General features: G+C 66.8%; 25 protein-coding genes. 13 read left to right on the top strand and 12 right to left on the bottom strand.

Annotated features, from left to right (window positions below; genetic code table 11):
- On the top strand, positions 1-849 hold an 849-nt coding region (locus EG885_RS15045), incomplete at its 5' end, for an amidase family protein (RefSeq protein ID WP_242679680.1).
- A 120-nt stretch (positions 850-969) separates the two neighbouring features.
- Positions 970-1,188 (top strand): DUF3072 domain-containing protein, encoded by a 219-nt coding sequence (locus EG885_RS15040; RefSeq protein WP_131576044.1) that lies wholly within the window; start codon positions 970-972, stop codon positions 1,186-1,188.
- A gap of 67 nt (positions 1,189-1,255) precedes the next feature.
- Here EG885_RS15040 and EG885_RS15035 read toward each other — a convergent pair whose 3' ends face one another.
- The 3 genes from EG885_RS15035 to EG885_RS15025 all read right to left on the bottom strand — a co-directional run bounded on the left by EG885_RS15035 (position 1,256) and on the right by EG885_RS15025 (position 4,180).
- Complete coding sequence (locus EG885_RS15035; protein ID WP_131576042.1) at positions 1,256-2,218, bottom strand: dihydrodipicolinate synthase family protein; 963 nt, start codon at positions 2,216-2,218, stop codon at positions 1,256-1,258.
- A 116-nt stretch (positions 2,219-2,334) separates the two neighbouring features.
- Positions 2,335-3,051, bottom strand: coding sequence for a GntR family transcriptional regulator (locus EG885_RS15030; protein ID WP_131576040.1), 717 nt, complete (start codon positions 3,049-3,051; stop codon positions 2,335-2,337).
- An 85-nt stretch (positions 3,052-3,136) separates the two neighbouring features.
- Entirely contained in the window at positions 3,137-4,180 is a 1,044-nt protein-coding gene (locus EG885_RS15025) for an Ldh family oxidoreductase (RefSeq protein ID WP_131576038.1), read from the bottom strand.
- A gap of 216 nt (positions 4,181-4,396) precedes the next feature.
- Here EG885_RS15025 and EG885_RS15020 point away from each other — a divergent pair, with 216 nt between their 5' ends.
- From EG885_RS15020 to EG885_RS14985, 8 genes are read left to right on the top strand one after another with little or no spacing between them, the layout of a single operon-like run.
- A complete protein-coding gene (locus tag EG885_RS15020; RefSeq protein ID WP_131576036.1) occupies positions 4,397-5,206 on the top strand; it encodes a transporter substrate-binding domain-containing protein in 810 nt (269 codons plus the stop codon).
- 54 nt (positions 5,207-5,260) lie between these two features.
- Positions 5,261-5,926: an amino acid ABC transporter permease gene (locus tag EG885_RS15015; RefSeq protein WP_131576034.1), complete on the top strand. Its 666-nt coding sequence runs from the start codon at positions 5,261-5,263 to the stop codon at positions 5,924-5,926.
- A gap of 13 nt (positions 5,927-5,939) precedes the next feature.
- Positions 5,940-6,593, top strand: coding sequence for an amino acid ABC transporter permease (locus EG885_RS15010; RefSeq protein WP_131576032.1), 654 nt, complete (start codon positions 5,940-5,942; stop codon positions 6,591-6,593).
- Positions 6,586-7,308 carry an amino acid ABC transporter ATP-binding protein gene (locus EG885_RS15005; RefSeq protein ID WP_131576030.1) on the top strand — a complete coding sequence of 241 codons (723 nt, stop codon included), beginning with the start codon at positions 6,586-6,588 and terminating at the stop codon, positions 7,306-7,308. Before EG885_RS15010 ends, EG885_RS15005 begins: the two co-directional genes overlap by 8 nt.
- Positions 7,309-7,311: 3 nt before the next feature.
- Positions 7,312-8,544 carry an NAD(P)/FAD-dependent oxidoreductase gene (locus EG885_RS15000; RefSeq protein WP_131576028.1) on the top strand — a complete coding sequence of 411 codons (1,233 nt, stop codon included), beginning with the start codon at positions 7,312-7,314 and terminating at the stop codon, positions 8,542-8,544.
- A 1-nt stretch (position 8,545) separates the two neighbouring features.
- A complete protein-coding gene (locus EG885_RS14995) occupies positions 8,546-9,547 on the top strand; it encodes a 4-hydroxyproline epimerase (RefSeq protein WP_131576026.1) in 1,002 nt (333 codons plus the stop codon).
- The gene (gene lhpI / locus EG885_RS14990) at positions 9,544-11,226 is read left to right on the top strand and encodes a cis-3-hydroxy-L-proline dehydratase (RefSeq protein WP_131576024.1); all 1,683 of its coding nucleotides are present in this window, start codon (positions 9,544-9,546) and stop codon (positions 11,224-11,226) included. Before EG885_RS14995 ends, lhpI begins: the two co-directional genes overlap by 4 nt.
- Positions 11,227-11,233: 7 nt before the next feature.
- Entirely contained in the window at positions 11,234-12,262 is a 1,029-nt protein-coding gene (locus EG885_RS14985) for a trans-3-hydroxy-L-proline dehydratase (protein ID WP_131576022.1), read from the top strand.
- Positions 12,263-12,297: 35 nt separating this feature from the next.
- Here EG885_RS14985 and EG885_RS14980 read toward each other — a convergent pair whose 3' ends face one another.
- The 7 genes from EG885_RS14980 to EG885_RS14950 all read right to left on the bottom strand — a co-directional run bounded on the left by EG885_RS14980 (position 12,298) and on the right by EG885_RS14950 (position 19,632).
- Complete coding sequence (locus tag EG885_RS14980) at positions 12,298-13,188, bottom strand: DMT family transporter (RefSeq protein ID WP_242679679.1); 891 nt, start codon at positions 13,186-13,188, stop codon at positions 12,298-12,300.
- A gap of 81 nt (positions 13,189-13,269) precedes the next feature.
- Positions 13,270-14,283, bottom strand: coding sequence for a DctP family TRAP transporter solute-binding subunit (locus tag EG885_RS14975; protein ID WP_131576020.1), 1,014 nt, complete (start codon positions 14,281-14,283; stop codon positions 13,270-13,272).
- 23 nt (positions 14,284-14,306) lie between these two features.
- Positions 14,307-15,584 carry a TRAP transporter large permease gene (locus EG885_RS14970; RefSeq protein ID WP_131576018.1) on the bottom strand — a complete coding sequence of 426 codons (1,278 nt, stop codon included), beginning with the start codon at positions 15,582-15,584 and terminating at the stop codon, positions 14,307-14,309.
- On the bottom strand, positions 15,581-16,138 hold the full coding sequence (locus EG885_RS14965) for a TRAP transporter small permease (RefSeq protein ID WP_131576016.1): 558 nt from the start codon (positions 16,136-16,138) through the stop codon (positions 15,581-15,583). The genes EG885_RS14970 and EG885_RS14965 overlap by 4 nt, the downstream gene beginning before the upstream one ends.
- A 1-nt stretch (position 16,139) precedes the next feature.
- Positions 16,140-17,297, bottom strand: a complete 1,158-nt coding sequence (locus EG885_RS14960; RefSeq protein ID WP_207392294.1) for a fumarylacetoacetate hydrolase family protein — start codon at positions 17,295-17,297, stop codon at positions 16,140-16,142.
- A gap of 140 nt (positions 17,298-17,437) precedes the next feature.
- Complete coding sequence (locus EG885_RS14955; protein ID WP_131576012.1) at positions 17,438-18,154, bottom strand: FadR/GntR family transcriptional regulator; 717 nt, start codon at positions 18,152-18,154, stop codon at positions 17,438-17,440.
- Complete coding sequence (locus EG885_RS14950; protein ID WP_242679678.1) at positions 18,151-19,632, bottom strand: FAD-binding oxidoreductase; 1,482 nt, start codon at positions 19,630-19,632, stop codon at positions 18,151-18,153. The genes EG885_RS14955 and EG885_RS14950 overlap by 4 nt, the downstream gene beginning before the upstream one ends.
- Positions 19,633-19,731: 99 nt before the next feature.
- Between EG885_RS14950 and denD the strand changes: the two genes are divergently transcribed.
- From denD to EG885_RS14935, 3 genes are read left to right on the top strand one after another with little or no spacing between them, the layout of a single operon-like run.
- Positions 19,732-20,712, top strand: coding sequence for a D-erythronate dehydrogenase (gene denD, locus EG885_RS14945; protein ID WP_131576010.1), 981 nt, complete (start codon positions 19,732-19,734; stop codon positions 20,710-20,712).
- Entirely contained in the window at positions 20,709-21,599 is an 891-nt protein-coding gene (locus tag EG885_RS14940; RefSeq protein ID WP_242679677.1) for an NAD(P)-dependent oxidoreductase, read from the top strand. The genes denD and EG885_RS14940 overlap by 4 nt, the downstream gene beginning before the upstream one ends.
- Positions 21,596-23,374 (top strand): IlvD/Edd family dehydratase, encoded by a 1,779-nt coding sequence (locus EG885_RS14935; protein ID WP_131576008.1) that lies wholly within the window; start codon positions 21,596-21,598, stop codon positions 23,372-23,374. The genes EG885_RS14940 and EG885_RS14935 overlap by 4 nt, the downstream gene beginning before the upstream one ends.
- Positions 23,375-23,443: 69 nt before the next feature.
- Here the strand turns inward: EG885_RS14935 and EG885_RS14930 are convergent, their stop codons facing one another.
- Together EG885_RS14930 and EG885_RS14925 are read right to left on the bottom strand one after the other, a co-directional pair.
- Positions 23,444-23,875 (bottom strand): RbsD/FucU family protein, encoded by a 432-nt coding sequence (locus tag EG885_RS14930; protein ID WP_131576006.1) that lies wholly within the window; start codon positions 23,873-23,875, stop codon positions 23,444-23,446.
- Positions 23,876-23,939: 64 nt separating this feature from the next.
- On the bottom strand, positions 23,940-25,454 hold the full coding sequence (locus tag EG885_RS14925) for an aldehyde dehydrogenase (NADP(+)) (RefSeq protein WP_131576004.1): 1,515 nt from the start codon (positions 25,452-25,454) through the stop codon (positions 23,940-23,942).
- Positions 25,455-25,577 lie beyond the last annotated feature (123 nt).

The following is a 25,577-nucleotide window of genomic DNA, read 5'->3' as shown; positions in this document are numbered from 1 at the left end:
CCGGCGGGATGGAACAATGTCTTCGGCTTTCGCCCCAGCTATGGGCTGGTGGCGGGCGGCGGTCCGGGCGATCTGTTCGTGCCGCAATTATCGACCGAGGGGCCCATGGCGCGGTCGATCCGCGATCTGGAGCTGTTGCTGGCGGTCCAGTCGGAACACGATCCCCGCCACCCCCATTCCAGCGGCCCCTATCGTCCCAAGGCGCCGGGGGGGCCGCTGCGGATCGGCTGGCTGGGCGATTGGGGCGGCGCCTATGCGATGGAACCGGGCGTGCTGGATCTGTACGAGGCGGCCTTGGGCACCTTCACCGCCCTCGGCCACAGCGTTACCGCCATTGCCCCGCCCTTTTCCGCCGCTGCTTTGTGGGAGGCCTGGACCACGCTGCGCAGCTGGACCATCGCGGGCAATCTGGGACCGCTGCTGCGCCAATCCCCCGACATGGTCAAACCGGATCTGCGGTGGGAGATCGAGCGTGGCCTTGCCACCACCGCATCCGATCTGCGCCGCGCCAGCGCCATCCGGTCCGACTGGTTCCGCTGCACAGCGGGAATGGCGGTCGATGTGCTTGCCCTGCCCTCGGCCCAGCTGTTCGCCTTTGACGCGGACTGGCACTGGCCGCATCAGATCGCCGGCACCGCGATGGACAGCTATCACCGCTGGATGGAGGTCGTGGTGCCGGCATCGCTGACCGGCCTGCCGGCGCTGTCGGTTCCCGCCGGGTTCGGCGTCAGCGGCACGCCGATGGGGCTGCAGCTGATCGGGCATCGGGGGCAGGACGCCACCGTCCTGAACCTGGGCCGCGATTACGAGGCCGCGACCGACTGGATCGCACAGACGCCCGCGCTGTAGGACGACGACGGCGGGCCCGCCCAAGCGGACCCGCCATCCGAACGACATCAAACGTCATCGCCCACGGAACCCGGCCCCGCCTTGGGGGTTTGATCAGACAGCACGAAAGGCGAACATCCGATGAGCGTTGACGACCAGAACCCCAAGGCCCACCCCACCGACAATGCCGAGAAAGATCCCGATGACTGGACCAGCGGCGACGATCCGATGACCGGCGCGCAGGCCTCGTATCTCAAGACCCTCAGCGAGCAGGCCGATCAGCCCGACGCTTTTGAGGATGGGCTGAGCAAGGCCGAGGCTTCCAAGCGCATCGATGCGCTGAAGGCCAAGATCGGCTGACGGCAGGTCCGGGGCGTGGGGCGCATCGCTGTCCGCGCCCCGGAGCCCCGGAGCCGCGCGTATCCGGTCAAGGTTTGCAGGTCTGCACGATGCCGGGCTGCTGGCTCCAGGCTGCATACCAGGTGCGGAACTGGGTGAACTGACGTTCGGCCCAGGCCTGCTGGCTGGGGGTCAGGGCGTCGGTTTCGTTGAAATGCAGACTGTATTCCGCATCGCCCTGCATCACCATCATATGCTTGTAATACAGCACCAGATCCGTGCCCTCGTCCCAGGATGACAGAACCTGCAGCGCCTCGGCCATCTCCAGCGCACGCTGGCGGGCCTCGGGGTCGCCGGTGGCGGCGGCTTTGGCAAGGGCCACGAAATGCAGCACCTCGTGCGGGATGGCATTGCCGATGCCGGTGATCGTGCCCGCCGCGCCGCATTTTACATAGCCGTGGAACACGCCCGTATCCACGCCCGCCATCAGGATCACCCCGTCATCGACGCTGGTGATGTGTTCGGCGGCATAGGTCATCGCCTGCGGCCCGCCGAATTCCTTGAAGCCGACCAGATTGGGATGGGCCGCGCGCAGGGCAAAGAACAGATCGGCCTTGGTTTCATAGCCGTAATAGGGGCTGTTATAGATGACCGCAGGCAGATCGGGCGCCGCCGCCAGAACCGCCTGAAAATGGTTGCGCTGCGCAATGGCCGAGCTGCCGCGCGACAGCACGCGCGGAATGACCATCAGCCCCGCCGCGCCCACACGCTGCGCATGGGCGGCGTGTTCGACGGCCAGCGCCGAATTGACCGCGCCGGTGCCCACCACGACCGGAATGCCCGCCGCGACCAGCCGGCCCACACCCTCCATCCGCTGCGCATCGGTCAGCAGTGGCCAGTCGCCCATGGAGCCGCAATAGACCACGCCCGACATGCCCGCCTCGATCAGCTGACCGGCCTTGCGGACCAGCGCGTCGAAATCGGGGGTGCGGTCAGCCTTGCAAGGCGTCATCAGCGCCGGGATGACGCCGGTGAAAACCTTCATGTCCATGGCAAGCTCCTGTGATCTGGAAAGGGGGCAAGGCAGCTGGGGGCCACCCGTTCACAGGATCATAGTTTTCTGTATTTTATTTGTCGACATAAAATCGACAGGGGCCCGACGGCGCGTTACAGCGGCACATCCTGCCGCAGATCGCGGGCAAAGAACTGCTGGATCTGGTGCATGATCTGATCGGCATGGGCGCGCGCCAGCCGGTCGCCCAGATCGACGTCGCGGGCCGCGATGGCGTCGATGATCGCCTGATGTTCATCGGCATATTCCTGCGGCAGGCGGTCATCAAAGGACTGGTAATACAGCCGCAGCAGCCGCCGCCCTTCGTCCAGCAGGCGCAAGAACAGCGCGGTGTAATAGGGGTTGCGCCCGGCCTCGGCGATGGCGGCGTGAAAGTCGCGGTTGGTGGCGATCATCGCCAGCGCATCCTGCGCGGCGACGGCTTGGGCGAAATCGGCCTGATGGGCGCGGATGATCTCCAGATCGGCGGGCTGGTGATTCTGCGCCGCCAGCCGGGTCGAGATGCGGTACATCAGCGTGATCGCATCGAAAAAATTATGCAGGTTCAGAAAGTCGATGTTCGACACCATCGTCGAGCGGTTGGGCAGCGTCTCGACCAGCCCCTCGCCCGCCAGCCGGACCAGCGCCTCGCGGATGGGGGTGCGCGACATGCCGAACCGTTCGGCCAGCTGCACCTCGTCGATGGGGCTGCCGGGGCGCAGGATCAGGTTCAGGATCTCGTCGCGCAGGCATTCATAGACCATCTTGACGCCCGATCCGCGGCGGCGTTCGGGGGCGGTGTCCGGAAGGGTATCGGGTGGGGCCTCGGGCATGGCGGCAATCCTTGTCGGTCGGAACCTTGGTGTCGGGACGGGGCATAGGCCGGACGCCCCCCCGGTTCAATCGCGGGCGCGCCGGTCAACCGATCGCGTCCAGCCCCAGTTCCAGCATCCGGTCCAGCTGCCCGGCCTCGTCCGCAGTCAGGGTCACGCCGTCCGTCTGCGCCTTTGCCCGCGCGGCAAAGCGGCGACCCGATGGCAGGCGGGCGCCCTGCCCGGTGATCGCGTCGAACAGCAGTTCGGCCCGCGCAAAGGGATCGCCGGGACGGCCCTTCGCAAAGGCCTCGGGGCTCATGGCGATGATCAGCTCGCCGTGGAAGGGCGCCAAAGCGGTCGAGCCCAGCTGTTCCAGCACCTCGGGGCTGGTCAGATCGCCGATCATCACCCCGGCCAGCAATTCGATCATCGTGCCGATGGCCGATCCCTTATGCCCGCCAAAGGGCAGCATCGCGCCCGCCAGCGCGGCGGCGGGATCGTCGGTGGGCTGGCCGTCCGTGTCGATGGCCCAGCCTGCGGGCACGGGCTTTCCGGCGCGGCGCAACAGCTCGATCTCGCCGCGTGCGGCGACGGATGTGGCAAAATCGAAGACATAGGGCAGGCCCTGCGGGCGCGGCCAGCCAAATGCCAGCGGGTTGGTGCCCAACAGGGGCCGGCTGCCCCCGGTCGGCGCGACGCTGGCATAGCTGGGGCACATGACCAGCCCTGCCAGACCCTGCGCGGTCAGCGCCTCGACCTCGGGCCAGAGCGCCGAGAAATGGGTGCAGTCATTGACCACCATCGCCGCCAGCCCCAGCTCTCTCGTGCGGTCGACCAGCAGCGGCAGGCCCAGATCGAAGGCCGGGCAGGAAAAGCCGCGCCCCGCCGCGACGCGGATGATCGCGCGGCCATCGTCGGGCTGCAGCACGGGCAACGCGGTTCCGTCCACCATCCCCGCCTTCAGCGTCCGCAAGACGCCCTCGATCCGATAGATCCCGTGGGATTTGCAGCCGTCGCGTTCGCCCGCAGCAATCACCCGGCCAAGCGCCTCGGCCTGAACGGCGTTCAGGCCCGCGCGCCGCAGGATGGCATTGATCCGTTCGAACAGCTGGTCGAGGGTCAGGGTCTGGGGCGTCGTCTGGATCATGGGGGCCTTTCCGGGGCAGGATGTCGCGGGCGCCCCTCAGGCATACAAGCTGTCCACAAAAGAGCAAGTCTTTGGGCCGCCCGTCAGACCCGCAGACACCGCGACAAGATTTCACTTGTATATTTTTTGTATATTTCATTTGATTTGAGTCACGGTCGGCGGGATATTGCCGCCATCAAAGGTCCGCCGATCAACAGGACCAACAGGGAGACCATCATGAAAACCTCGATCTTTGCGATTGGCCTGATCGCCGCCTCGGGCGCCGCCGCCCCCGCCTTCGCCGACAAGCTGGACGACATCATCAGCGCGGGCACGCTGCGTTGCGCGGTGGTGCTGGATTTCCCGCCGATGGGATCGCGCGACGACACCAACACGCCGATCGGCTTTGACGTCGATTACTGCAACGATCTGGCCGCAGCCCTGGGCGTCGAGGCCGAGATCGTCGAAACCACCTTTCCCGAACGCATCCCGGCGCTGATGTCGGACCGCGTGGACGTGGCCGTCGCCTCGACCTCGGACACGCTGGAACGGGCCAAGACGGTGGGCTTTTCCATCCCCTATTACGCTTTCGAAAACGCCGTCGTCGCCAATGAGGGCGTCGAGATGACCGATTGGGAAGGGATGCGCGGCAAGACCGTCGGCGCCACCGCCGGCACCTATGAGGCGATCTGGCTGGAGGAGCAGGTCACCGAATGGGGCGAGGGCGAATTCCGCCCCTATCAGAATCAGGCCGATGTGTTTCTGGCGCTGAGCCAGGGCCAGCTGGACGCCACCGTGTCCACCGTCGAGGTGGCCGAGGCGAATGTGGATTCGGGCAATTTCCCCGGCATCCGCATCGTCGACAAGGCGCCGATGGTGCCCGATTACGTCGCGCTGATCACGCTGCGCGAGGAATACGGGCTGATCAATTACATGGATCTGTTCATCAACCAGCAGGTCCGCACCGGCCGCTATGCCGAGCTGTATGCCAAATGGGTGGGCGAGGGCGAGCCCGCCGATCTGACCATCCCCGGCGTCTATCGCTGATCCGACCGGGCCGGGGCGTGCCGATGCGCGCCCCGGTCAACCGCAGGGGGCGTCATGTTCAATTACAATTTCCGATGGGCGCAGGCCCTTGATCAGCTGCCCCGCATGCTGGAGGGCGCGCTGGTCACCCTGCAGGTGGCGCTGCTGTCGATGGTGATCGGCATCACCATCGCGATGGTGCTGACCCTGTTCCGGCTGTCGGGCAACCGCCTGTTGCGCGCCCTGTCCGCCACCTGGGTCGAGGTTGCACGCAACACGCCGGCGCTGTTCCAGATCTATATGGTGCATTTCGGGCTGGGCAGTTTCGGCATCCATCTGTCGCCCTATCTGTCGCTGCTGATCGGCATCGCCTTCAACAATGCGGGTTATCTGTCGGAAAACTTCCGCGGCGCGCTGAAGGGCATTCCCGACACGCAGACCCGGTCCGCCCGCTCGCTTGGGATGACGCCCCTGCAGGCGTTCCGGCATGTGGTGATGCCGCAGATGCTGCGGATTTCCTTTCTGCCGATGACCAACCAGATGGTCTGGGCGATCCTGATGACCTCGCTTGGCACGGTCGTGGCGATGAACACCGATCTTTACGGCGTGACCAGCGATCTGAACGCCCGCACCTTCCGCACGTTCGAGCTGTTCGCGATTGCCGCGGTGATCTTTTACCTGATCACCAAGGCCGTCACCCTGTCCGCGCGCCTGCTGGCCGCGCGGCTGTTCCGGTATTGAAGGGGGGCGCGCGATGTTCGACACGGCATTGACCACGAACGATCTGATCTTTCTGGCGCGCGGCGCGGGGATGACGCTGATCGTCACCGCCATCTCGGTCTTTTTCGGGACGGTGATGGGGGTGGTCTTCGGCATCTTCCGCTATCAGGTGGGGGCGTGGTGGGCGGCGCCGCTGACCTTCGTTCTGGACATCTTTCGCTCGATCCCGCTGCTGATCCAGCTGGTGCTGGCCAATGCCTTCGTCACGACCGTGCTGGGCTGGCGCATCTCGGGGTTCAGCATCGCCTGTGGGGTGCTGTCGCTGTACACCGCCGCCTATTGCGCCGAGATCGTGCGCGGCGGGATCGAGGCCGTGCCCCCCACCCTGCGCCGCGCCGCCCGGTCCTTGGGCATGAGCTGGGGTCAGGACATGGCCAATGTCACCCTGCCGCTGGCGGCGCGGATCGCCCTGCCGTCCTGGATCGGGCTGGCGCTTGGGGTGATGAAGGATTCGGCGCTGGTCTATGTCGTGCAGGTCGTCGAATTGCTGAAATCGGCCCAGATCCTGATCACCCGGCTGCAGGAACCGCTGTTCCTGCTGATGATCTGCGGCTTGTTCTATTTCCTCATCTCGTTCCCCGTCGCCCGGCTTGGCGGCTATCTGGAAAAGAAATGGTCCCATGATTGAGATCGAAAATCTGCGCAAATCCTTTGGTTCGCTGGAGGTTCTGAAGGGCATCGACCTGAGCGTCGCCAAGGGCGAGGTGCTGACCGTCATCGGTGGGTCGGGGTCGGGCAAATCGACCCTGCTGACCTGCATCAACGGGCTGGAGCCCATCGATCAGGGCCGCATCCTGGTCGACGGGGTCGAGGTTCACGCCAAATCGACGAACCTCAACCAGCTGCGGCGCAAGATCGGGATCGTGTTTCAGCAATACAACGCCTTTCCGCATCTGACCGTGCTGGACAACGTGATGCTGGCGCAGCGCAAGGTGCTGGGGCGCCCCAAGCCCGAGGCCGAGGCCGAGGCGGTGCGCCAGCTGAACCATGTGGGACTGGGCGACAAGCTGGCCGTCTATCCCTCGCGCCTGTCGGGGGGGCAGCAACAGCGCATGGCGATCGCCCGCGCGCTGGCCATGTCGCCCGATTACATGCTGTTCGACGAGGTGACCTCGGCGCTGGACCCGCAGCTGGTGGGCGAGGTTCTGGATACGCTGCGCCTGCTGGCATCCGAAGGAATGACCATGATCTGCGTCACGCACGAGATGAAGTTCGCGCGCGAAGTGTCGGACCGCGTGGCGTTTTTCCATCAGGGAGTCATGGCCGAAATTGCCGCCCCCGAGGCGTTCTTCGACGCGCCCGCCAGCCCCGAGCTGCGCCGCTTTCTGTCGGCGGCGCATTGATCCATGACCGATGCGATCGTGATCGGGGCCGGGGTGATCGGCCTGTCATCCGCCTTGGCGCTGCAGGCGCGCGGGGTGCAGGTGACCGTGCTGGACCGCGAGGGGCCGGCGGCGGGCGCCTCGGCCGGGAATGCCGGGGCGTTTGCGTTCAGCGACATCCTGCCGCTGGCCTCGCCCGGATTGCTGCGCAAGGCGCCGCGCTGGCTGCTGGACCCGTTGGGACCGCTGTCGGTGCCGCCGCGCCATGCGCTGCGGATCGCGCCGTGGATGGTGCGGTTCTGGCGCAACTGCCAGCCCGACCGCGTGGCACGGTCCACCGCCGCCCAGACCCTGCTGATGGATCTGTCGCGCGCGGAACTGGAACCCTTCCTGCACGCCACCGGCACCCATGCCATGCTGCGCAAGGATGGCAGCCTGCAGGTCTATGAATCGCCCGCCGAACGGGACGCCGCCCTGCCCGGCTGGCAGGCCCGCGCCGATCATGGCATCGCGTTCCGCCATATGGATGCCGCAGAAATGGCGCAGATCCAGCCCGGCCTGTCGCCGCGTTTCACCCATGGCACCTTTACCCCCGGCTGGTATTCGATCAGCGATCCGCGCCTGTATGTTCTGGCGCTGGCGGACCGGTTTCGCGCCCAGGGCGGGTTGATCGAACAGGCGCAGATCACCGCCCTGTCGCCCACCCCGGATGGGGTGACGATCACCGCGCAGGGCCGGACATGGCAGGCGGGTCACGCGGTTCTGGCGGCGGGGGCGTTCTCTCGCGTTCTGGCGCGCGGTGTGGGCGACCGCATCCCGCTGGAGACGGAACGCGGTTACAACACCACCCTGCCACCCGGCGCCTTCGATCTGCGGATGCAGGTCATCTTTGGCGGGCATGGCTTTGTCGTCAGCCGCCTGTCCACCGGCATCCGCGTCGGTGGCGCGGTGGAACTGGGCGGGTTGACCCTGCCCCCGAATTTCAAACGGGCCGAGGCGATGCTGACCAAGGCCCGCGCCTTCCTGCCCGGTCTCGATCCGCAGGGCGGCACCCAGTGGATGGGGTTTCGCCCGTCCCTGCCCGACACGCTGCCCGCGATCGGGCCGTCGCGCGCATCGGCCCGCGTCATCCATGCCTTTGGTCACGGCCATCTGGGCCTGACCCAATCGGCGGGCACCGCGCGTCTGGTGGCCGATTTCATCACCGGCGCACCCCCCGCCATCGATCCGCAGCATTTCTCGCCCCAAAGGTTCTGACATGGCCAACCACACGTTTTCCTGCCTTGACGGGCATACCTGCGGCAATCCGGTGCGCCTTGTGTCAGGCGGCGGGCCGCTGTTGCAGGGCGCCACCATGCTGGAGCGGCGGGCCCATTTTCTGGCGGAGTTCGACTGGATCCGCACCGGGCTGATGTTCGAACCGCGCGGCCATGACATGATGTCGGGCGCGATCCTCTATCCGCCCACGCGCCCCGATTGCGAGGCGGGCGTGCTGTTCATCGAAACCTCGGGCTGTCTGCCGATGTGCGGGCATGGCACCATCGGCACTGTCACCATGGCGCTGGAAAACGGGCTGATCACGCCCCGCGAACCGGGCCGCCTGTCCCTCGACACGCCCGCGGGCAAGGTCGATATCACCTATGTCCAGAACGGTCGCTTTGTCGACGAGGTCCGGCTGACCAATGTGCCGGGCTTTCTTTACGCCGAAGGCCTGACCGCCCGTGTCGAGGGGCTGGGAGAGATCACCGTGGACGTCGCCTATGGCGGCAATTTCTATGCCATTGTCGATCCGCAGCCGAATTTCCGCGACATGGCCGAACATACGGCGGGACAGCTGATCGGCTGGTCACCGCTGCTGCGCCGGGCGCTGAATGAGAAATACCAGTTCGTCCATCCCGACCATCCGCAGATCAGCGGCCTCAGCCACATCCTGTGGACCGGTCAGCCGACCCAGCCCGGCGCGCATGGCCGCAACGCGGTCTTTTATGGCGAAAAAGCCATCGACCGCAGCCCCTGCGGCACTGGAACATCGGCCCGGATGGCGCAGCTGGCCGCCAAGGGACAGCTGAAGGCGGGCGACGAATTCTGGCACGAAAGCATCATCGGATCGATCTTCAAGGGCCGGGTCGAGGCCGAAACCACCGTGGCCGGGCGCCCCGCCATCATCCCCTCGATCGGCGGATGGGCGCGCCAGACCGGGATCAACACGATCTTTATCGACGACCGCGACCCCTATGCCCACGGGTTCACCGTCGCATGACCGCCCTCGCGATCCTGCCGGGGCGGGCCGAAGGGCCGGTGATCGCCACGACCGAACCGCTCAGCTTCTGGGGCGGGATCGATCCGGCCACGGCGACCGTCATCGATGTGCATCACCCGCTGCATGGCCGCTGTCTGACCGGGGCCGTGGTCATGATGCCCTCGACCCGGGGATCGTGCACGGGGTCCGGGGTGGTTCTGGACATGGCGCTGAACGGGCGTGCCCCCGCCGCCCTGATCTTTTGCGAGCCCGAGGATGTGGTGACCCTTGGCGCGCTGATCGCCGCCGAGATGTTCGGACGCGATCTGCCGGTGCTGCGCCTGAACACGTCCGATTTCGCGGCGCTGGCGCGCGAGCCCGTGGCGCAAATCACCGAGCGGGCCATCATCGCGGGCGATCTGCACCTGACCCTGACGCCGCTGCAGGGCAGCGCGCTGGACCTGACCCCCGCCGATATCGCCATGCGCGACGGCGACGAAGGCCCGGCCCGCCAGCAGGCCATGCGCATCCTGATCCGCATGGCGGCGGCGCAGGGGGCGACGCGGCTGATCGACGTCACGCAGGGCCATATCGACGGCTGCATCTATGCCAGCCCCGCCAATCTGACATTCGCCGAAACCATGGCCGATCTGGGTGCGCAGGTCTGCATTCCAACGACGATGAACGCCATCTCGGTCGATCGCGAGCATTGGCGCGCGCAGGGCGTGCCGGTGCTGTTCGGCGGGCCTGCGCAGCGGCTGGCCGATGCCTATACCCGCATGGGCTGCCAACCCAGCTTTACCTGCGCGCCCTATCTGCTGGACAGCGCGCCCCTGCAGGGAGAGGTCGTGGCATGGTCGGAATCCAATGCCGTGATCTATGCCAATTCGGTCCTTGGCGCGCGCACGGCCAAGCATCCCGATTTTATGGACCTGTGCATCGCGCTGACCGGGCGGGCGCCGCTGACCGGGGTCTATCTGGACGAACACCGCGCCGCGCGGCGGGTGCTGTCGGTCGATCTGCCGCAAGGGGCCGATGACGCCGTCTGGCCGCTGATCGGCTGGCTGGCCGGGCAGATGTCGCAAGGCGGCATCCCGCTGCTGCGCGGTCTGGCGGATGCCGCGCCCCGGCCCGATGATCTCAAGGCGCTGTGCGCAGCCTTTGGCACCACCTCGGCCGCGCCGATGCTGCATGTCGAGGGGGTCACGCCCGAGGCGCACCACCTGTCCCCCGATGCCGATCACCGCCGGATCACCCGCGCCGATATGGCGCAGGCATGGCAGACGCTGAATGCCGGCCCGGCAGCGGTCGATCTGATCGCCATCGGCAGCCCCCATGCCTCGTTGTCCGAATGCAACGCTTTGGCGGATGCGCTGGACGCTGTTCGGGCGGGCGGGCGCGTGGCGGTTCCCACCATCGTCACCGCGGGGCGCAAGGTGATCGCCGATGCCCGGGCCTGCGGCACGCTTGACCGGCTGACCGCCGCCGGGGTGCAGGTCATCCCCGATCTGTGCTGGTGTTCGATATCCGAACCGGTCTTTCCGCCCGGAACGCAGGCGGTGATGACCAATTCCGGCAAATACGCCCATTATGGGCCGGGCCTGTCGGGCCGCAGGGTCCGCTTTGGCAGCATCATGGATTGCGCGCGCGCCGCCCTGTCCGGGACGGCGCCCGACACCCTTCCCCTTTGGCTGACCTGAGGCCCCGATGCGCAGCACCAAGACCATCCATGTCATCTCTGCCCATGCCGAGGGCGAGGTGGGCGATGTCATCATCGGCGGCGTCACCCCGCCGCCCGGCGCGACCCTGTGGGACCAGTCGCGCTGGATCGCGCGCGACGAAACCCTGCGCAACTTCGTCCTGAACGAGCCGCGCGGCGGGGTCTTTCGCCATGTCAACCTGCTGGTGCCGCCCAAGCACCCCGACGCAGACGCCGCCTTTATCATCATGGAGCCAGAGGACACGCCGCCCATGTCGGGCTCGAATTCCATCTGCGTGGCGACGGTTCTGCTGGATGGCGGCATCCTGCCCATGCAGGAACCCGAAACCCATCTGCTGCTGGAGGCGCCGGGCGGGCTGGTCCGCGTGCGGGCCGAATGCCGGGATGGCAAGGCGGAACGCATCTTCGTCCAGAACCTGCCCAGCTTTGCCGCCCGTCTGGATGCACCGCTGGAGGTCGAGGGCCTGGGCACTCTGACCGTCGATACCGCCTATGGCGGCGACAGTTTCGTCTGCGTCGATGCACAGGCGATGGGGTTTGCGCTGACGGCGGACGAGGCGCATGATATCGCCCGGCTTGGCGTGCGCATCACCGCAGCGGCCACCGCGCAGCTGGGCTTTCACCATCCGGGCAACCCCGACTGGCGCCATATCTCGTTCTGCCTGTTCGCGGGGCCAGTGATGCGGGACGGCCCCGATCTGCGCGCAGGCGCGGCGGTGGCGATCCGGCCGGGCAAGGTCGACCGCTCGCCCACCGGCACGGCGCTGTCGGCGCGCATGGCGCTGTTGCAGGCGCGGGGTCAGATGGGGCTGGACGACCGGCTGACCGCCGTGTCGCTGATCGGATCGACCTTCGGGGGCCGGATTCTGGGCCTGACGCAGGTGGGCGACCACCCCGCCATCCTGCCAGAGATTTCGGGGCGCGGCTGGATCACCGGGATCCATCAGCACATGCTGGACCCGTCGGACCCCTGGCCGGGCGGATACCGGCTGAGCGATACCTGGGGGGCACGATAGCGGGCGCACGACAGTGGGCGCATGATAGGGGTCGCTTACGGCGTCGGCGCCACCGGGATCTTGCGCGGCGCGCGGCGCAGCACGATCAGCCCCGATCCCACGATCAGCGCCGCACCAAGCGCCATGCCGGGCGCCGGGATATCGCCGAAAAAGGCAAAGCCGAACAGCACGCCCCAGACCAGCAGCGAATATTGCAGCGGCGCCACGACGGATGCGTCGGCCAGCTTCAGCGCGCGGGTCACCAGCATATGCGCCATCGTCGCCACCACGCCCAGCAGGAACAGCAGGGCCAGATCGACCCCCGATTGCACCGGTTGCCAGTCGAACGGCGCCAGCACCAGCCCCGCGATCGCCGCCGCGACCAGCTGGAACAGCACCAGATCGCGGTCCGGCGTCTGGCGCAGGGACCGGCCCAGGATCATGATCCCCGCAAAGGCCGCCGTGCCCAGCAACGCAAAGACCACCCCCGGACCGGACACCTGCAGCGACGGCGCCAGCAGGATCAGCACGCCGACAAAGCCGACCGCCACCGCACCCCAGGTCCGCGCACCCACCCGTTCGCCCAGCAGCAAGGGCGAGATGGCCACCACATAAATCGGCGCCGCCATCCAAAAGGCCATGACATCGGCCAGCGGCATGTAAAACACCGCCAGATAGAAACAGAACACCTCGGCCGTGGCGCAGATCGCGCGCAGGGCCTGCAGGCGGGGGCGGGGTGCGGACCGGATGCGGGCCACGACCCGGCCGCCCCGCAACAGCAGGGGCGCCATCATCAGCAGCGCCGCCAGCGACCGCAGCAGGATCACCTGCGCCACGCCGTAATCGGCGACCAGCCATTTGCCGATGGCATCATTCGCCGCGAATGCCGCCATGCCCAGCAGCATCAGGACCGCCCCGGCCTTGTTGCCGGACAGATTCGAGATCATGTGAGGAATATCCCGTAAGTGGCCGGGACGCCCGGGATTTCACCGGGCGCCCGCTTGTCTGTCTGCGATCGGACGCAGGGCTTATTCGGCGGCGCGCAGTTCGGCCAGCGTGGCCTGCACCTGATCGACGACATCGGCGCCGATCGCCTCTTTATGGGTCTCGTAGACGACCTGCGATTTCTCCAGCATCTCTTCCTGGTTTTCAGGCGTGATGGTGTTGAACTGCAGACCGGCCTCTTCCATCTTGGCCAGCGAGGCCAGGTTCAGTTCCTGAATAGCGGCACGTTCGACGTCGCGACCGACGATGGTGCAATCGCGCAGCGCCTGCTGTTCCTCGGGCGAATAGCTGTTGAAGATCGCCTTGGAGAACAGGAACAGGAACGGCGTATAGGCGTGCTTGGTCTCGCTGATATATTCCTGAACCTCGTAAAAGCGCGAGGTGTCGATGGTCACGTAAGGGTTTTCCTGCGCATCGATGGCCTTGGTTTCCAGCGCCGAGAACACCTCGCCAAAGGACATCGGCGTCGCGTTCGCCCCGAAATTCGAGAAGGTATCCAGGAAGATGTTGTTCTGCATGACGCGAACCTTCATCCCCTCGAAATCCTCCCATGTCTTGATGGGCCGCTGCGAATTGGACATGTTGCGGAAACCGTTTTCCCAATAGCCCAGATTGACCAGCCCGACCTCGTCCAGCTTTTCGTTCAGCATCTCGCCGAATTCGCCGTCCATGACGGCATAGGCCTCTTCCGGGGTGCGGAACAGGAAGGGCAGATCGAACACGCCAAGCGCGGGCACCATGCCGACCAGGGGCGAGGACGAGGTGACGACCGCCTCTTGCAGGCCCGACCGGACCGCCTGCGTGGCCTGCAGATCGCCGCCAAGCGCGCCGCCCCAGAAACCCTGCATCTCCATCATGTTGCCGGTTTTCTCGTTCAGGCATTCCTGCATGGCCTGCATGCCGACGGCGACGGGGTGATCCTCGTTGATGCCGTTCGACACGCGGAAGCTGCGTTCGGTGAACTCGGCCAAGGCCGGGGTGGCGATGGACAGGATGGTGGTGGCGCAGAGCGTCGCCTTCAAAATGGAATATGTCATGGTTTCCTCCCTAGGATTTCAATTCAGTAGAACCAGCGAGCCGGGATGATGACGATCTGCGGAAAGGCCACCAGCAACAGGATCACCAGAACCTGCGCGATCAGGAACGGCCAGACGCCGCTGATCACCTTGCCAAGCGGCACCCGCCCCACGCCACTGACCACGTTCAGAACGACCCCCACCGGCGGCGTCAGCAGCCCGATGCAGCAGTTCATGATGAACATGACCCCGAAATAGACCGGATCGATCCCCGCCTTGATCACGATGGGCATCAGCACCGGCGTTAGGATCAGGATCGTCGGCGTCAGGTCCAGCGCCGTGCCCACGATCAGGATCAGGACCATGATCACCAACATCAGCAGCTTGGGATTCTCGATCAGCGGCTCGATATAGGCGGCGATCTCGTTGGGGATGTTCGCCGCCGTGATCAGCCATGCCGACACCAGCGCCGCACAGACCAGAAACATGATCGCCGCCGTCGTCCGGCCCGCGGCGATCAGCACCTCGGGCAGATCGCGCAGCTTCAGTTCGCCATAGACGACCATGCCCACGAACAGCGCATAGAAGGCGGCGATGACGGCGGCCTCGGTGGGGGTGACGACCCCCATCTTGATGCCGCCCAGAATGATCACCGGCATGCCAAGCGCCCATACCGCACGTCCCGCAGCGCGGGCGCGCACGCCCATGTCCTGCTTGGGCAGCGTCTCGACATCGTCGTTGCGGGCCACGATCAGCCAGGTGACGACCAGCGCGATGCCCATCAGCAGCCCCGGCACGATCCCGGCCATGAACAGCTGGGAAATCGACACGTTCGCCGCCACGCCGAAGATGATGAAAGCCATGGATGGCGGGATGACCGGCGCGATGACGCCGCCCGCCGCGATCAGCCCGGCGGATCGCGGGACGTTATAGCCCGCCCGCGCCATCATCGGGATCAGGATCGCCGCCAGCGCCGCCGTATCGGCCGCTGCCGAGCCCGAGATCGAGGCCATGATGACGGCCGCGATGATCGCCACCAGCCCCAGCCCGCCCCGGATATGGCCGACGCAGGTGATCGCGAATTCGATGATCCGGGTGGACAGCCCGCCCTTGTTCATCAGCTCGCCGGCCAGAATGAAGAAGGGGATCGCCAGCAGGGTAAAGGTATCGGCCCCGATCAGCATGTTCTGCGCGATGATCTGGGTGTTGAACATGCCCATGAAGGACATCAGGATCACGCCGCAGAAGATCAGTGCAAAGGCCACCGGCACGCCAAGCGACATGGCCCCGATCAACGATACGATAAAGACCAGCAGGGTCATTCGGCGCGCTCCCCGGCCTTGAGGGTTTTGGCGGGGCTGTCATACAGATCCTCCATCTCGCCGCCAAAGCCACGGATCTCGGCATCGGTGATGCGGCCCGTGACCAGACGGAACAGGCGCTCCAGCGTGATGGCGATGATGCCCGCGCCGGTGAACAGCCCGATGCCATAGACCCAGGCCATCGAGATGCCCGAGACCGGCGCGCTCATTGAGGCATTGATCGGCAGCTGCTTCCAGGTGCCGTGGGTCAGCACGCCCGCGCAGCCCAGGATCATCAGATCCGACAGGCCCATCAGCACGCGCCGCCCCCGGTCCCCGAATTGGGCGACCACCGTCTCCATCCCCATATGCTGGCGGTGGTGATAGACGACGACCGCACCGATGAAGGTCAGCCAGACAAAGGCGAACCGCGACAGCTCGTCCGACAAAGGCAGGCCGGAATTCATGGTATAACGCAGGATCACGTTCACAAAGACCATCAGCGCCATCGCCCCGATCAGAGCCGCCAGCAGGATGTCGAGGAACCGGAAAAACAGATGCGAGGCGCGCGACATCTCAGATCCTTTCGCCAAGGCCACGGGCGACCAGATTGCGCATCAGGGCCACCGTGCCAAAGGTCCATTCGGGGCAGCGGTCGGTGCGTTCGACCCAGTTGACCAGCCGCCCCAGTTGCGGCGAGGCGATCTCGACCCGGTCGCCGGTCTCGTGGGTAAAGCCCTGGCCCACGCCGCGCCGATCCTTGACCGGCGCGAACATCGTGCCCAGAAACAGCGCCGCCCCGTCGGGATATTGATGCGATCGGTTCAGCAGCTGGCCCGCCAGATCGGTGGGCGTGCGGCTGATCGCGGCCATCGGGCTTTCGCCGGTCATCTCGAACCCGTCCGTGCCCTCGACCCGCAGCGACACGGTCGCGCGGTCCAGATGCTCTTGGGTGAAATGATCATCGAACAGCCGGATGAACGGGCCGATCGAACAGGAGGCGTTGTTATCCTTGGCCTTGCCCAGCAACAGCGCGGACCGCCCCTCGACATCGCGCAGGTTCACGTCATTGCCAAGCGTTGCGCCGACGATGGTGCCGTCGGACCGGATGACCAGCACCACCTCGGGTTCGGGGTTGTTCCATTCCGACATCGGGTGGATGCCCACCAGATCGCCGCAGCCCATCGAGGACATCGGCTGCGCCTTGGTGAAGATCTCGGCGTCGGGGCCGATGCCGACCTCCAGATATTGGGACCACAGGTCCATCTGCTGCAACAGCGCCTTGACCTCGGCGGCCTTGTCGGACCCGGCCTGAACGCCGCGCAGGCTGTCGCCGATGACCGGGGCCAGACGGGCGCGCACCTCGGCGGCGCGGGCGCTGTCGCCACGGGCCTGTTCCTCGATCACGCGTTCCAGCATGCTGTCGGCAAAGGTGACGCCTGCGGCCTTGATGGCCTGCAGATCGACAGGGGCCAGCAGACGCCCGGCGCTGCCATCGAGAAAGCCGTCCAGCGGCCCCAGATCCGGCAGATCGCCCGACAGGACGGTGCGCAGATCGTCGCGTTCCAGCAGGCCCGACATGGTGGCCGACAACTGGGTCAGGTCATGAACCTGCCCACCGCGCAGCAGCACCGGGCAGGGACCGCCCTGCGCGCTGGACCAGACCCGGCCCACAAGGGTCGCGCGATCCGCGTCATCGGGCAGGACCGCAGACGCGGTCATGGCTTGCTGCATGCTCAATTCATTCCCCCTGATATCCCGGCATCCTCCAATGCCGCGTTGCCCGACTTTGTCAGACAACAAGATGACTGAACCCTAAGGGCAGGGACGGCGCGCTGTCCACTGGTTTATTTCAGACCGCCCCGTCGACGCCCTCAGGAAAAGAATTCCAGCCGCAGCCCAATCCGCGCCGCCGATCCCGACATATGCGCCCGCATGGCATTGCGCGCCCGGATCGGATCGCGCGCGGCAATCGCATCGCGCAGATCGACATGTTCGCGGTTCACGATGGCCACGATCTCGTCCAGACGGATACGCGTCCGCGAGGCGACGATGGTCTGCAAGATGCGGTCGGACACGGCACCCAGAAACTGCACGAAGTAATCATTGCCGGTGGCCGCCGCGATGGTGCGGTGAAAATCCAGATCGGCCAGAATGCCGTCATCGGCCTGATCGCCGGTGGCGGTCATGCGAATCAGCGCCTGATCCATCTGGTGCAGATGCTCGGGGCGGTGATAGGCGGCGGCCAGCCCCGCCGCCTCGATCTCCAGCGGCACGCGCAGCTGGAACAGATCGCGGAAATCATGCCCCTCCATGTGGTCGCCATCGTCCAGCCGGATATGGCGGGTGGGCCGGTCGATGACAAAGGCGCCGACGCCCTGCCGCGTCTCGATCATGCCTTCGTTGCGCAGCTGGGCGATGGCCTCGCGGATGACGGTGCGGCTGACGCCGAAGCTTTTGGACATGGCGTTTTCGGTGGGCAGCCGGTCGCCGGGCTTCAGCTCTCCCTGCTGGATCTGGCGGGCGAACCGGGCGGCGATCCGGGCGGGCAGATGTTCTGTCCGGCTGATCTGGGTCAGATCCGCGCTCATCGCTGGCGCCCTCCGGCAAGGGTCAGCTGGCAGCCGGGATTCATCACCAGACCGGGGTCGATGGCGCGCCTGACCGCCTCCAGCAGATCGCGCCGGGTGGCGGGCAGTCGCGCCTCGAAATCGTCGCGTTTCAGGCGCCCGATGCCATGTTCCGCGCTGATCGAGCCGTCATAGCGGTCCAGCACCCGGTTCACGATCTTTTTCGCCGCCGCGATCTGCGCATCGATCCGGTCGGCCCCAAGGGCATAATCGGGCATCACGTTCAGATGCACATTCCCGTCGCCCACATGGCCATAGGACACGCAGATTGCGCCGGGCATGTCCGCCGCGATGGCCGCTTCGGCCTCGGCCACGAAATCGGCCAGCCGCGACAGCGGAACCGACACATCGCTGCGATAATGCCGGCCCCGCTGCGCCTGACCCAGATTCATCCCCTCGCGCACCGCCCACAGGCTGGCGGCCTGCGCCTGCGATTGTGCGATCACGCCGTCCAGCGCCAGACCGCTGTCAAAGGCGCCCTCCAGAAACCGGGTCATCAGGTCGTCGATATCGACCAGCCCCGACCCCGAAATCTCGATCAACGCATAGGCGGGGTGGCTGGGCTCGATCGGCAAGGCCAGATCGGGCATCGCCTCGCGCGCCAGCTTAAAGGCCAGCGGCGGCATGAATTCAAAGGCCGACATCAGATCGCAGCATTCGCGCCGGGCGCGCCGATACAGCGTGATCGCATCCTCCAGCCGGGGCAGCGCGACCAGCGCGGTCGCCACCTGTTCCGGCGCGGGCAGCAGCTTGAGCGAGACGGCGGTGATGATGCCCAACGTGCCCTCGGCGCCGATGAACAGCTGTTTCAGATCGATCCCGCGATTGTCCTTGCGCAGCCGCGACAGCCCGTCAAAGACCTGACCATCGGGCAGCACCACCTCCAGCCCCAGCACCAGGTCGCGCGTCATGCCATAGCGCAGGACATTGACCCCCCCGGCATTGGTCGAGACATTCCCCCCGATCCGGCAGCTGCCCTGCGCGCCAAGCGACAGGGGAAAGAACAGCCCCGCCCCGGCTGCGGCATCGCGCAGGCTTTGCAGCACCACCCCGGCCTCGACCACGGCCAGATAATTGTCGGCGTCCAGATCGCGGATGCGGGTCATCCGGTCCAGCGACAGCACCACCTGCGACCGGGGCGCGTCGGGGATGGCGCCCAGCACCAGACCGGTATTGCCCCCCTGCGGCACGATGGCCAGATTCAGCGCCACGGCAGCCCTGACGCAGGCCTGCACGCCAGCGGTGTCGCGCGGGCGCAGCACAGCCACCGCGCCGCTTTGCACATCGCCATGCCAGTCGCGGCAATAGGGCAAGACGGCAGGCCCCGACAGGACGATATCGGCGCCCAGGGACTGCACCAGTTGCGCCACGCGGGGATCGGCCCCCTGATCTGCCGCCGTCGCCGCATCGCCGCGCATGATCTCACTTGCCTCGGCCATCCCAGAACCCTCCCCGGATGTTGATGTTGCAGGTCGTCAGACAATCATACTAATCTGGTCCCACAAAATTGCCACCCGGATCTGAGGAGGAGACCCGACATGCATATCCTGATCATCGGCGCCGGAGGCATGCTGGGGCGGAAACTGACCCAGAGGCTGGTCGCGGACGGGCTGGCGGGCCAGCCGGTCCAGACGCTGACCCTGGTCGATATCGCGGCGCCCGACGCGCCTGCGGGCTTTGCCAACAAGACCGATTGCGTGGCCGCCGACCTGTCGGCCCCCGGCACCGCCGCCCGGCTGATCGCCCTGCGCCCCGACGTGATCTTTCATTTCGCCGCCATCGTGTCAGGCGAGGCCGAGGCCGATTTCGAAAAGGGCTACCGCATCAATCTGGACGGCACCCGCGATCTGTTCGAAGCGATCCGGCTGGCCCATACCGCCGACGCATACTACCCGCGCGTGGTCTTTGCCTCGTCCATCGCGGTGGTGGGCGCGCCCCTGCCCTATCCGATCCCGGACGAGTTTCACACGACGCCCCTGACCAGCTATGGCACGCAAAAGGCCATCAGCGAGCTGTTGCTGGCCGACTACAGCCGCCGGGGGTTCTTTGACGGCATCGGCATCCGCCTGCCGACGATCTGCATCCGCCCCGGCCTGCCGAACAAGGCGGCCTCGGGGTTCTTTTCCAACATCCTGCGCGAGCCGCTGGTGGGCCAGCCCGCCGTGCTGCCGGTGCCCGACGATATCCGCCACTGGCACACCTCGCCCCGGTCCGCCGTGGGCTTCATGATCCGGGCCGCGACGATGGACCTGTCGGCTTTGGGGGCGCGGCGCAACCTGTCCATGCCCGGCCTGTCCGCCACCGTCGGCGAACAGATCGAGGCTTTGGCCCGTGTCGCAGGCCCCGATGCGGTGGCGCTGATCCGGCGCGAACCCGACGCGGCCATCACCGCCATGTGTCAGGGCTGGGCGCCCGGCTTTACCGCCAGCCGCGCGCGGGAACTGGGCTTTACCGCCGAGGAAAGTTTCGACGACATCATCCGCGCCCATATTGAAGACGAGCTGGGGGGCAGCCTGTGACCCATATCGCGTTTCTGGGAACCGGGCTGATGGGTGCGCCGATGGTGCGGCGCCTGCTGGCGGCGGGCCATGCGGTGACCGTCTGGAACCGCGCGTCCGACAAGGCGCAGGCACTGGCCGCAGACGGGGCGATGGTCGCCGCCGATCCCGCGCAGGCGGTGGCCGGGGCGCAGGTGGTCTTTACCATGCTGTCGGACGGGCCTGCGGTCGCGCATGTGCTGTTCGATCTTGGCACGGCGGCGGCGATGGCGCCGGGGGCGGTGGTCATCGACACCTCGTCCATCGCGCCGCATCTGGCCCGCGACCACGCGCAGCGGCTGGAAGGCATGGGGCTGGCCCATGTCGATTGCCCCGTCTCGGGCGGGGTGGCGGGGGCTGTGGCCGGGACGCTGGCGCTGATGGCCGGGGGCGATGCGGATGTGATCGACCGCATCGCGCCGCTGATGACCCCGCTTGGACGGCTGACCCATGTCGGGCCATCCGGCGCGGGACAGGTCTGCAAGCTGGCCAACCAGCAGATCGTCGCCGTCACCATTGGCGCCGTGGCCGAGGCGATGATGCTGGTCGAGGCCGGGGGCGCCGACCGCGCCAAGTTCCGCGACGCGATCCGGGGCGGCTTTGCCGAAAGCCGCATTCTGGAGCTGCATGGCGGGCGCATGGTCACCCGCGATTTCGCGCCGGGCGGGCTGTCGCGCCTGCAACTGAAGGATCTGGACGCGGTGGCCGAACTGGCCGATGCCAACGGCCTGACCCTGCCCTTGACGACCAGCGTGCGCGCCTCGTTCACCGATTTCGTGGCGGCAGGCCATGGCGAGGCCGATCACAGCGGGCTGTTGATGCATCTTGAGGCGATCAACCCCTCCTCCGACCGGAGGGACCGGACATGACCGACCCGACCCCCCGCCGCCTGCGGTCGCAGGACTGGTTCGACAATCCCGATCATGCCGACATGACCGCGCTCTATCTTGAACGCTTCATGAATTACGGCACCACGCCCGAGGAATTGCGGTCCGGCAAGCCGATCATCGGCATCGCGCAATCGGGCAGCGACCTGAACCCCTGCAACCGCCACCATCTGGATCTGGCGAAACGCGTGCGCGACGGCATCCGCGATGCGGGCGGCATCCCGATCGAATTTCCCAGCCATCCGCTGTTCGAGAACTGCAAGCGGCCCACGGCGGCGCTGGACCGCAATCTGGCCTATCTGGGTCTGGTCGAGCTGCTCTATGGCTATCCGTTCGACGGGGTGGTGCTGACGACCGGCTGCGACAAGACCACGCCAAGCGCCATCATGGCGGCGGCGACGGTCGATCTGCCCGCGATCGTTCTGTCGGGCGGCCCGATGCTGGATGGCTGGCACGAGGGGCGGCTGGTCGGTTCGGGCACTGTCATCTGGCAATCGCGCCGCAAGCTGGCGGCGGGCGAGATCAGCCGCGACGAATTCCTGCAAACCGCGTTGGATTCGGCGCCCTCCATCGGCCATTGCAACACGATGGGCACCGCGTCCACGATGAACGCCATTGCTGAGGCTTTGGGCATGTCGCTGACCGGCTGCGCGGCGATCCCCGCCGCCTATCGCGAACGCGGCCAGATCGCCTATCGCACCGGATTGCGCGCGGTGGAGCTGGTCCGTCAGGACATCCGCCCGTCGCAGATCCTGACGCGGGCGGCGTTTCTGAACGCGATCCGGCTGAATTCGGCGATTGGCGGATCGACCAATGCACAGCCGCATCTGATGGCGATGGCGCTGCATGCCGGGGTCGATCTGCAGCCCGAAGACTGGCAGCGCCATGGCTATGACGTGCCGCTGCTGGCCAATGTCCAGCCCTCGGGCGCCTATCTTGGCGAACGGTTTCACCGCGCGGGCGGCGTGCCTGCCGTGATGTGGGAATTGCTGCAGGCGGGGATGCTGGACGGCGATTGCCCGACCGTGACCGGCAAGACCATGGCTGAAAATCTGGCGGGCCGCGAAAGCCCGGACCGCGAGGTGATCAAGCCCTTCTCGGCGCCGATGATGGACCGGGCGGGCTTTCTGGTTCTGCGCGGCAATCTGTTCGATTTCGCGATCATGAAGACCAGCGCGATCTCCGAGGATTTCCGCGCCCGCTATCTGTCACAGCCGGGACGCGAGAACATCTTCGAGGGCACGGCCTTTGTCTTTGACGGATCGGGCGACTATCATGCGCGGATCAACGATCCGGATCTGGCCATCGACGAGGATTCCATTCTGGTGATCCGCGGCGCCGGGCCGCTTGGCTGGCCGGGGGCGGCCGAGGTGGTGAACATGCAGCCCCCCGACCGGCTGATCCGGGCGGGCATCCGCAGCCTGCCGACCATCGGCGACGGGCGGCAATCGGGCACGGCCGACAGCCCCTCGATACTGAACGCCTCGCCGGAAAGCGCGGCGGGCGGGGGGCTGGCATGGCTGCGCACCGGCGACCGCATCCGCATCGACCTGAACAAGGGCCAATGCGACATGCTGGTGGACGAGGCGCAGATCACCGCCCGCAAGGCCGAGGGCATTCCCGGCGTGCCCGCCTCGGCCACGCCCTGGCAAAGGATCTATCGCCAGACGGTCACCCAGCTGGATCGCGGCGCGACCATCGCGGGCGCCGAGGAGTTTCAGCGCATTTCGGACAATCTGCCGCGCCACAACCACTGATCGCGCCAGGCAGGGCAGAACCGGGCCAAGGGGTTCATCCCCGGCCCGGCCCAGACCGTGGCGGTCGGATCAGGCCTCGGGCGACCGGATCACGCCTTTTTTCAGGATGATATTGGCATAGAGCCTGCGCTCTCCGGTCGCGATGACGGCATAGGCGGCGCGGGTCCGCTCGTAAAAGGCGAACCGTTCAAGCGGTTCCAGCGTCAGGGGGCGGCCTTCGGCCTGGGCCAGCGCGGCCTCGAATTCGGGATAAATCGGCGGCGTCTCGCCCGGCGCGTCCATGGCGGCGGCGGGGTGATCGACGAAATCATCCAGGGGCAGCAGCGACAGCACCGCATCCAGCGCATCGGTGGCACTGATGCCGGGCAGGCGGACCAGCCGCTGCGCCATGCTGTCGGCGGGGAAGTTGGCGTCGGTGATGACGATTTCGTCCCCATGGCCCATATCGGCCAGGATCGCCAGCAGATCGCCGGTCAGCAGCGGATTAAGAGTTTTCAGCATCGCGAGGGGTGTCCTTTCAAGGGCGGAACCGGGGCACCTGACAGGCGCCCCGGCGATCAGACGATCAGCCCAGATCCTGCGGCAGCAGGGCCTCGGGCAGGTTCTGATAGCAGACCGGGCGCAGGAAGCGCCGGATCGACAGCGTGCCGACCGAGGTCGCGCCGAAATTCGTCGAGGCCGGATAGGGACCGCCATGAACCATCGTATCCGCGACCTCGACCCCGGTCGGAAAGCCGTTGGCCAGAACCCGGCCCGCCATGCGTTCCAGCACCGGCAGCAGGCGGCGGCCCAGATCGGTGTCAGCGTCGTCCAGCTGCAGCGTCGCGGTCAGCTGACCGGCAAAGCGGCGGGCGACCTCCTCCATCTGGGCGGCATCGGCCACGCGGATGACCAGCCCAAGCGGGCCGAACACCTCGTCCGACAGGCCGTGATCGGCCATCCAGTCGGCGGCACCCACCTGATACAGATGCGGCCCGGCGGCGCGGGCATCCGCATCGACCGCCAGCAGGGATTGCACGCCCTGCCCCTTGGCGATCCGCGCGGCGCCGTCGCGATAGGCCGTGGCCATGCCGGGGGTCAGCATGGTCTGGGGCGCGACCTTGACCAGCGCCGCCGTGACCGTCGCCACGAAGGCATCGGCCTCGGGGCCGTCGATCAGCACGGCAATGCCGGGATTGGTGCAGAACTGGCCCGCGCCCATGGTCAGGCTGCCCGCCCAACCCGTGGCGATCGCCTCGCCCCGCGCGGCCAGCGCCTGAGGCAGCACGAACATCGGGTTGACGCTGCCCAATTCGCCAAAGAAGGGAATCGGCTCGGGGCGCGCGGCGCACAGGTTGTAAAGCGCCCGACCGCCGCCAAGGCTGCCTGTGAAGCCGACCGCCTTGATGCGCGGATCGGTGACCAGCGCCTCGCCCACATCGCGCTTGCCGCCCTGGACAAGACTGAAGATGCCGGGGTTCAGGCCGCATTCGGCCAGCGCCGCGACGATGGCGTCGCCGACGATCTCGCCGGTGCCGGGATGCGCAGAATGGCCCTTGACCACGACCGGGCAGCCTGCGGCCAGCGCCGCCGCCGTGTCCCCGCCCGCGACCGAGAAGGCCAGCGGAAAGTTCGAGGCGCCAAAGACCGCGACCGGGCCGATGGGCCGCTGGATCATCCGCAGATCGGGGCGCGCCATCGGCTGACGGTCGGGCAGCGCCGCGTCATGGCGGCGGTCCAGATAATCGCCCTTGCGGATATGATCCGCGAACAGGCGTAGCTGGCCGGTGGTGCGGCCCCGCTCGCCCTGCAGGCGGCCTTCGGGCAGGCCGGTTTCCTGGCTGCCGATCAGGGTGATCGCCTCGGCCCGGGCCTCGATCTGGTCGGCGATCGTCTCCAGCAGGCGGGCGCGATCCTCGCGCGTGGTGGCGGCGAAATCGTCAAAGGCGGCCTCGGCAGCGGCGCAAGCCTTGGCCACCAGATCGGGATTGCCGATCGAAAACTGATGCGCATCGCCATGCGCGGGGTCCGAGGTGAACCGAGCGGTCGTGGCAATCTGCTGGCCTGCGATCAGATGGGCACCGTGGGGAATATGGGTCATGTCGAGCATCCTGTCCGTTCACGCCATGCGGCGTCGGTCGTCAGAGTGATCCCCGTGCAAGGGGAGCGGAGGGGGCCGATCCTGTCGGCCCCTGCATGGTCCTGCCTTAACATGAACCGCACG

It is taken from the genome of Paracoccus nototheniae (genome assembly GCF_004335005.1).
Taxonomy (GTDB): Bacteria; Pseudomonadota; Alphaproteobacteria; order Rhodobacterales; family Rhodobacteraceae; genus Paracoccus; species Paracoccus nototheniae.
Note: the sequence above shows the minus strand (reverse complement) of the source record. Positions and strands in the feature narration are given on the sequence as shown.

Excerpts from the sequence above, each read along its gene's own strand:
- EG885_RS15040 (WP_131576044.1), top strand. The coding sequence starts at position 970 with ATGAGCGTTGACGACCAGAACCCCAAGGCCCACCCCACCGACAATGCC.
- EG885_RS15035 (WP_131576042.1), bottom strand. The coding sequence starts at position 2,218 with ATGGACATGAAGGTTTTCACCGGCGTCATCCCGGCGCTGATGACGCCT.
- EG885_RS15030 (WP_131576040.1), bottom strand. The coding sequence starts at position 3,051 with ATGCCCGAGGCCCCACCCGATACCCTTCCGGACACCGCCCCCGAACGC.
- EG885_RS15025 (WP_131576038.1), bottom strand. The coding sequence starts at position 4,180 with ATGATCCAGACGACGCCCCAGACCCTGACCCTCGACCAGCTGTTCGAA.
- EG885_RS15020 (WP_131576036.1), top strand. The coding sequence starts at position 4,397 with ATGAAAACCTCGATCTTTGCGATTGGCCTGATCGCCGCCTCGGGCGCC.
- EG885_RS15015 (WP_131576034.1), top strand. The coding sequence starts at position 5,261 with ATGTTCAATTACAATTTCCGATGGGCGCAGGCCCTTGATCAGCTGCCC.
- EG885_RS15010 (WP_131576032.1), top strand. The coding sequence starts at position 5,940 with ATGTTCGACACGGCATTGACCACGAACGATCTGATCTTTCTGGCGCGC.
- EG885_RS15005 (WP_131576030.1), top strand. The coding sequence starts at position 6,586 with ATGATTGAGATCGAAAATCTGCGCAAATCCTTTGGTTCGCTGGAGGTT.
- EG885_RS15000 (WP_131576028.1), top strand. The coding sequence starts at position 7,312 with ATGACCGATGCGATCGTGATCGGGGCCGGGGTGATCGGCCTGTCATCC.
- EG885_RS14995 (WP_131576026.1), top strand. The coding sequence starts at position 8,546 with ATGGCCAACCACACGTTTTCCTGCCTTGACGGGCATACCTGCGGCAAT.
- lhpI (WP_131576024.1), top strand. The coding sequence starts at position 9,544 with ATGACCGCCCTCGCGATCCTGCCGGGGCGGGCCGAAGGGCCGGTGATC.
- EG885_RS14985 (WP_131576022.1), top strand. The coding sequence starts at position 11,234 with ATGCGCAGCACCAAGACCATCCATGTCATCTCTGCCCATGCCGAGGGC.
- EG885_RS14980 (WP_242679679.1), bottom strand. The coding sequence starts at position 13,188 with ATGATCTCGAATCTGTCCGGCAACAAGGCCGGGGCGGTCCTGATGCTG.
- EG885_RS14975 (WP_131576020.1), bottom strand. The coding sequence starts at position 14,283 with ATGACATATTCCATTTTGAAGGCGACGCTCTGCGCCACCACCATCCTG.
- EG885_RS14970 (WP_131576018.1), bottom strand. The coding sequence starts at position 15,584 with ATGACCCTGCTGGTCTTTATCGTATCGTTGATCGGGGCCATGTCGCTT.
- EG885_RS14965 (WP_131576016.1), bottom strand. The coding sequence starts at position 16,138 with ATGTCGCGCGCCTCGCATCTGTTTTTCCGGTTCCTCGACATCCTGCTG.
- EG885_RS14960 (WP_207392294.1), bottom strand. The coding sequence starts at position 17,297 with ATGCAGCAAGCCATGACCGCGTCTGCGGTCCTGCCCGATGACGCGGAT.
- EG885_RS14955 (WP_131576012.1), bottom strand. The coding sequence starts at position 18,154 with ATGAGCGCGGATCTGACCCAGATCAGCCGGACAGAACATCTGCCCGCC.
- EG885_RS14950 (WP_242679678.1), bottom strand. The coding sequence starts at position 19,632 with ATGGCCGAGGCAAGTGAGATCATGCGCGGCGATGCGGCGACGGCGGCA.
- denD (WP_131576010.1), top strand. The coding sequence starts at position 19,732 with ATGCATATCCTGATCATCGGCGCCGGAGGCATGCTGGGGCGGAAACTG.
- EG885_RS14935 (WP_131576008.1), top strand. The coding sequence starts at position 21,596 with ATGACCGACCCGACCCCCCGCCGCCTGCGGTCGCAGGACTGGTTCGAC.
- EG885_RS14930 (WP_131576006.1), bottom strand. The coding sequence starts at position 23,875 with ATGCTGAAAACTCTTAATCCGCTGCTGACCGGCGATCTGCTGGCGATC.
- EG885_RS14925 (WP_131576004.1), bottom strand. The coding sequence starts at position 25,454 with ATGACCCATATTCCCCACGGTGCCCATCTGATCGCAGGCCAGCAGATT.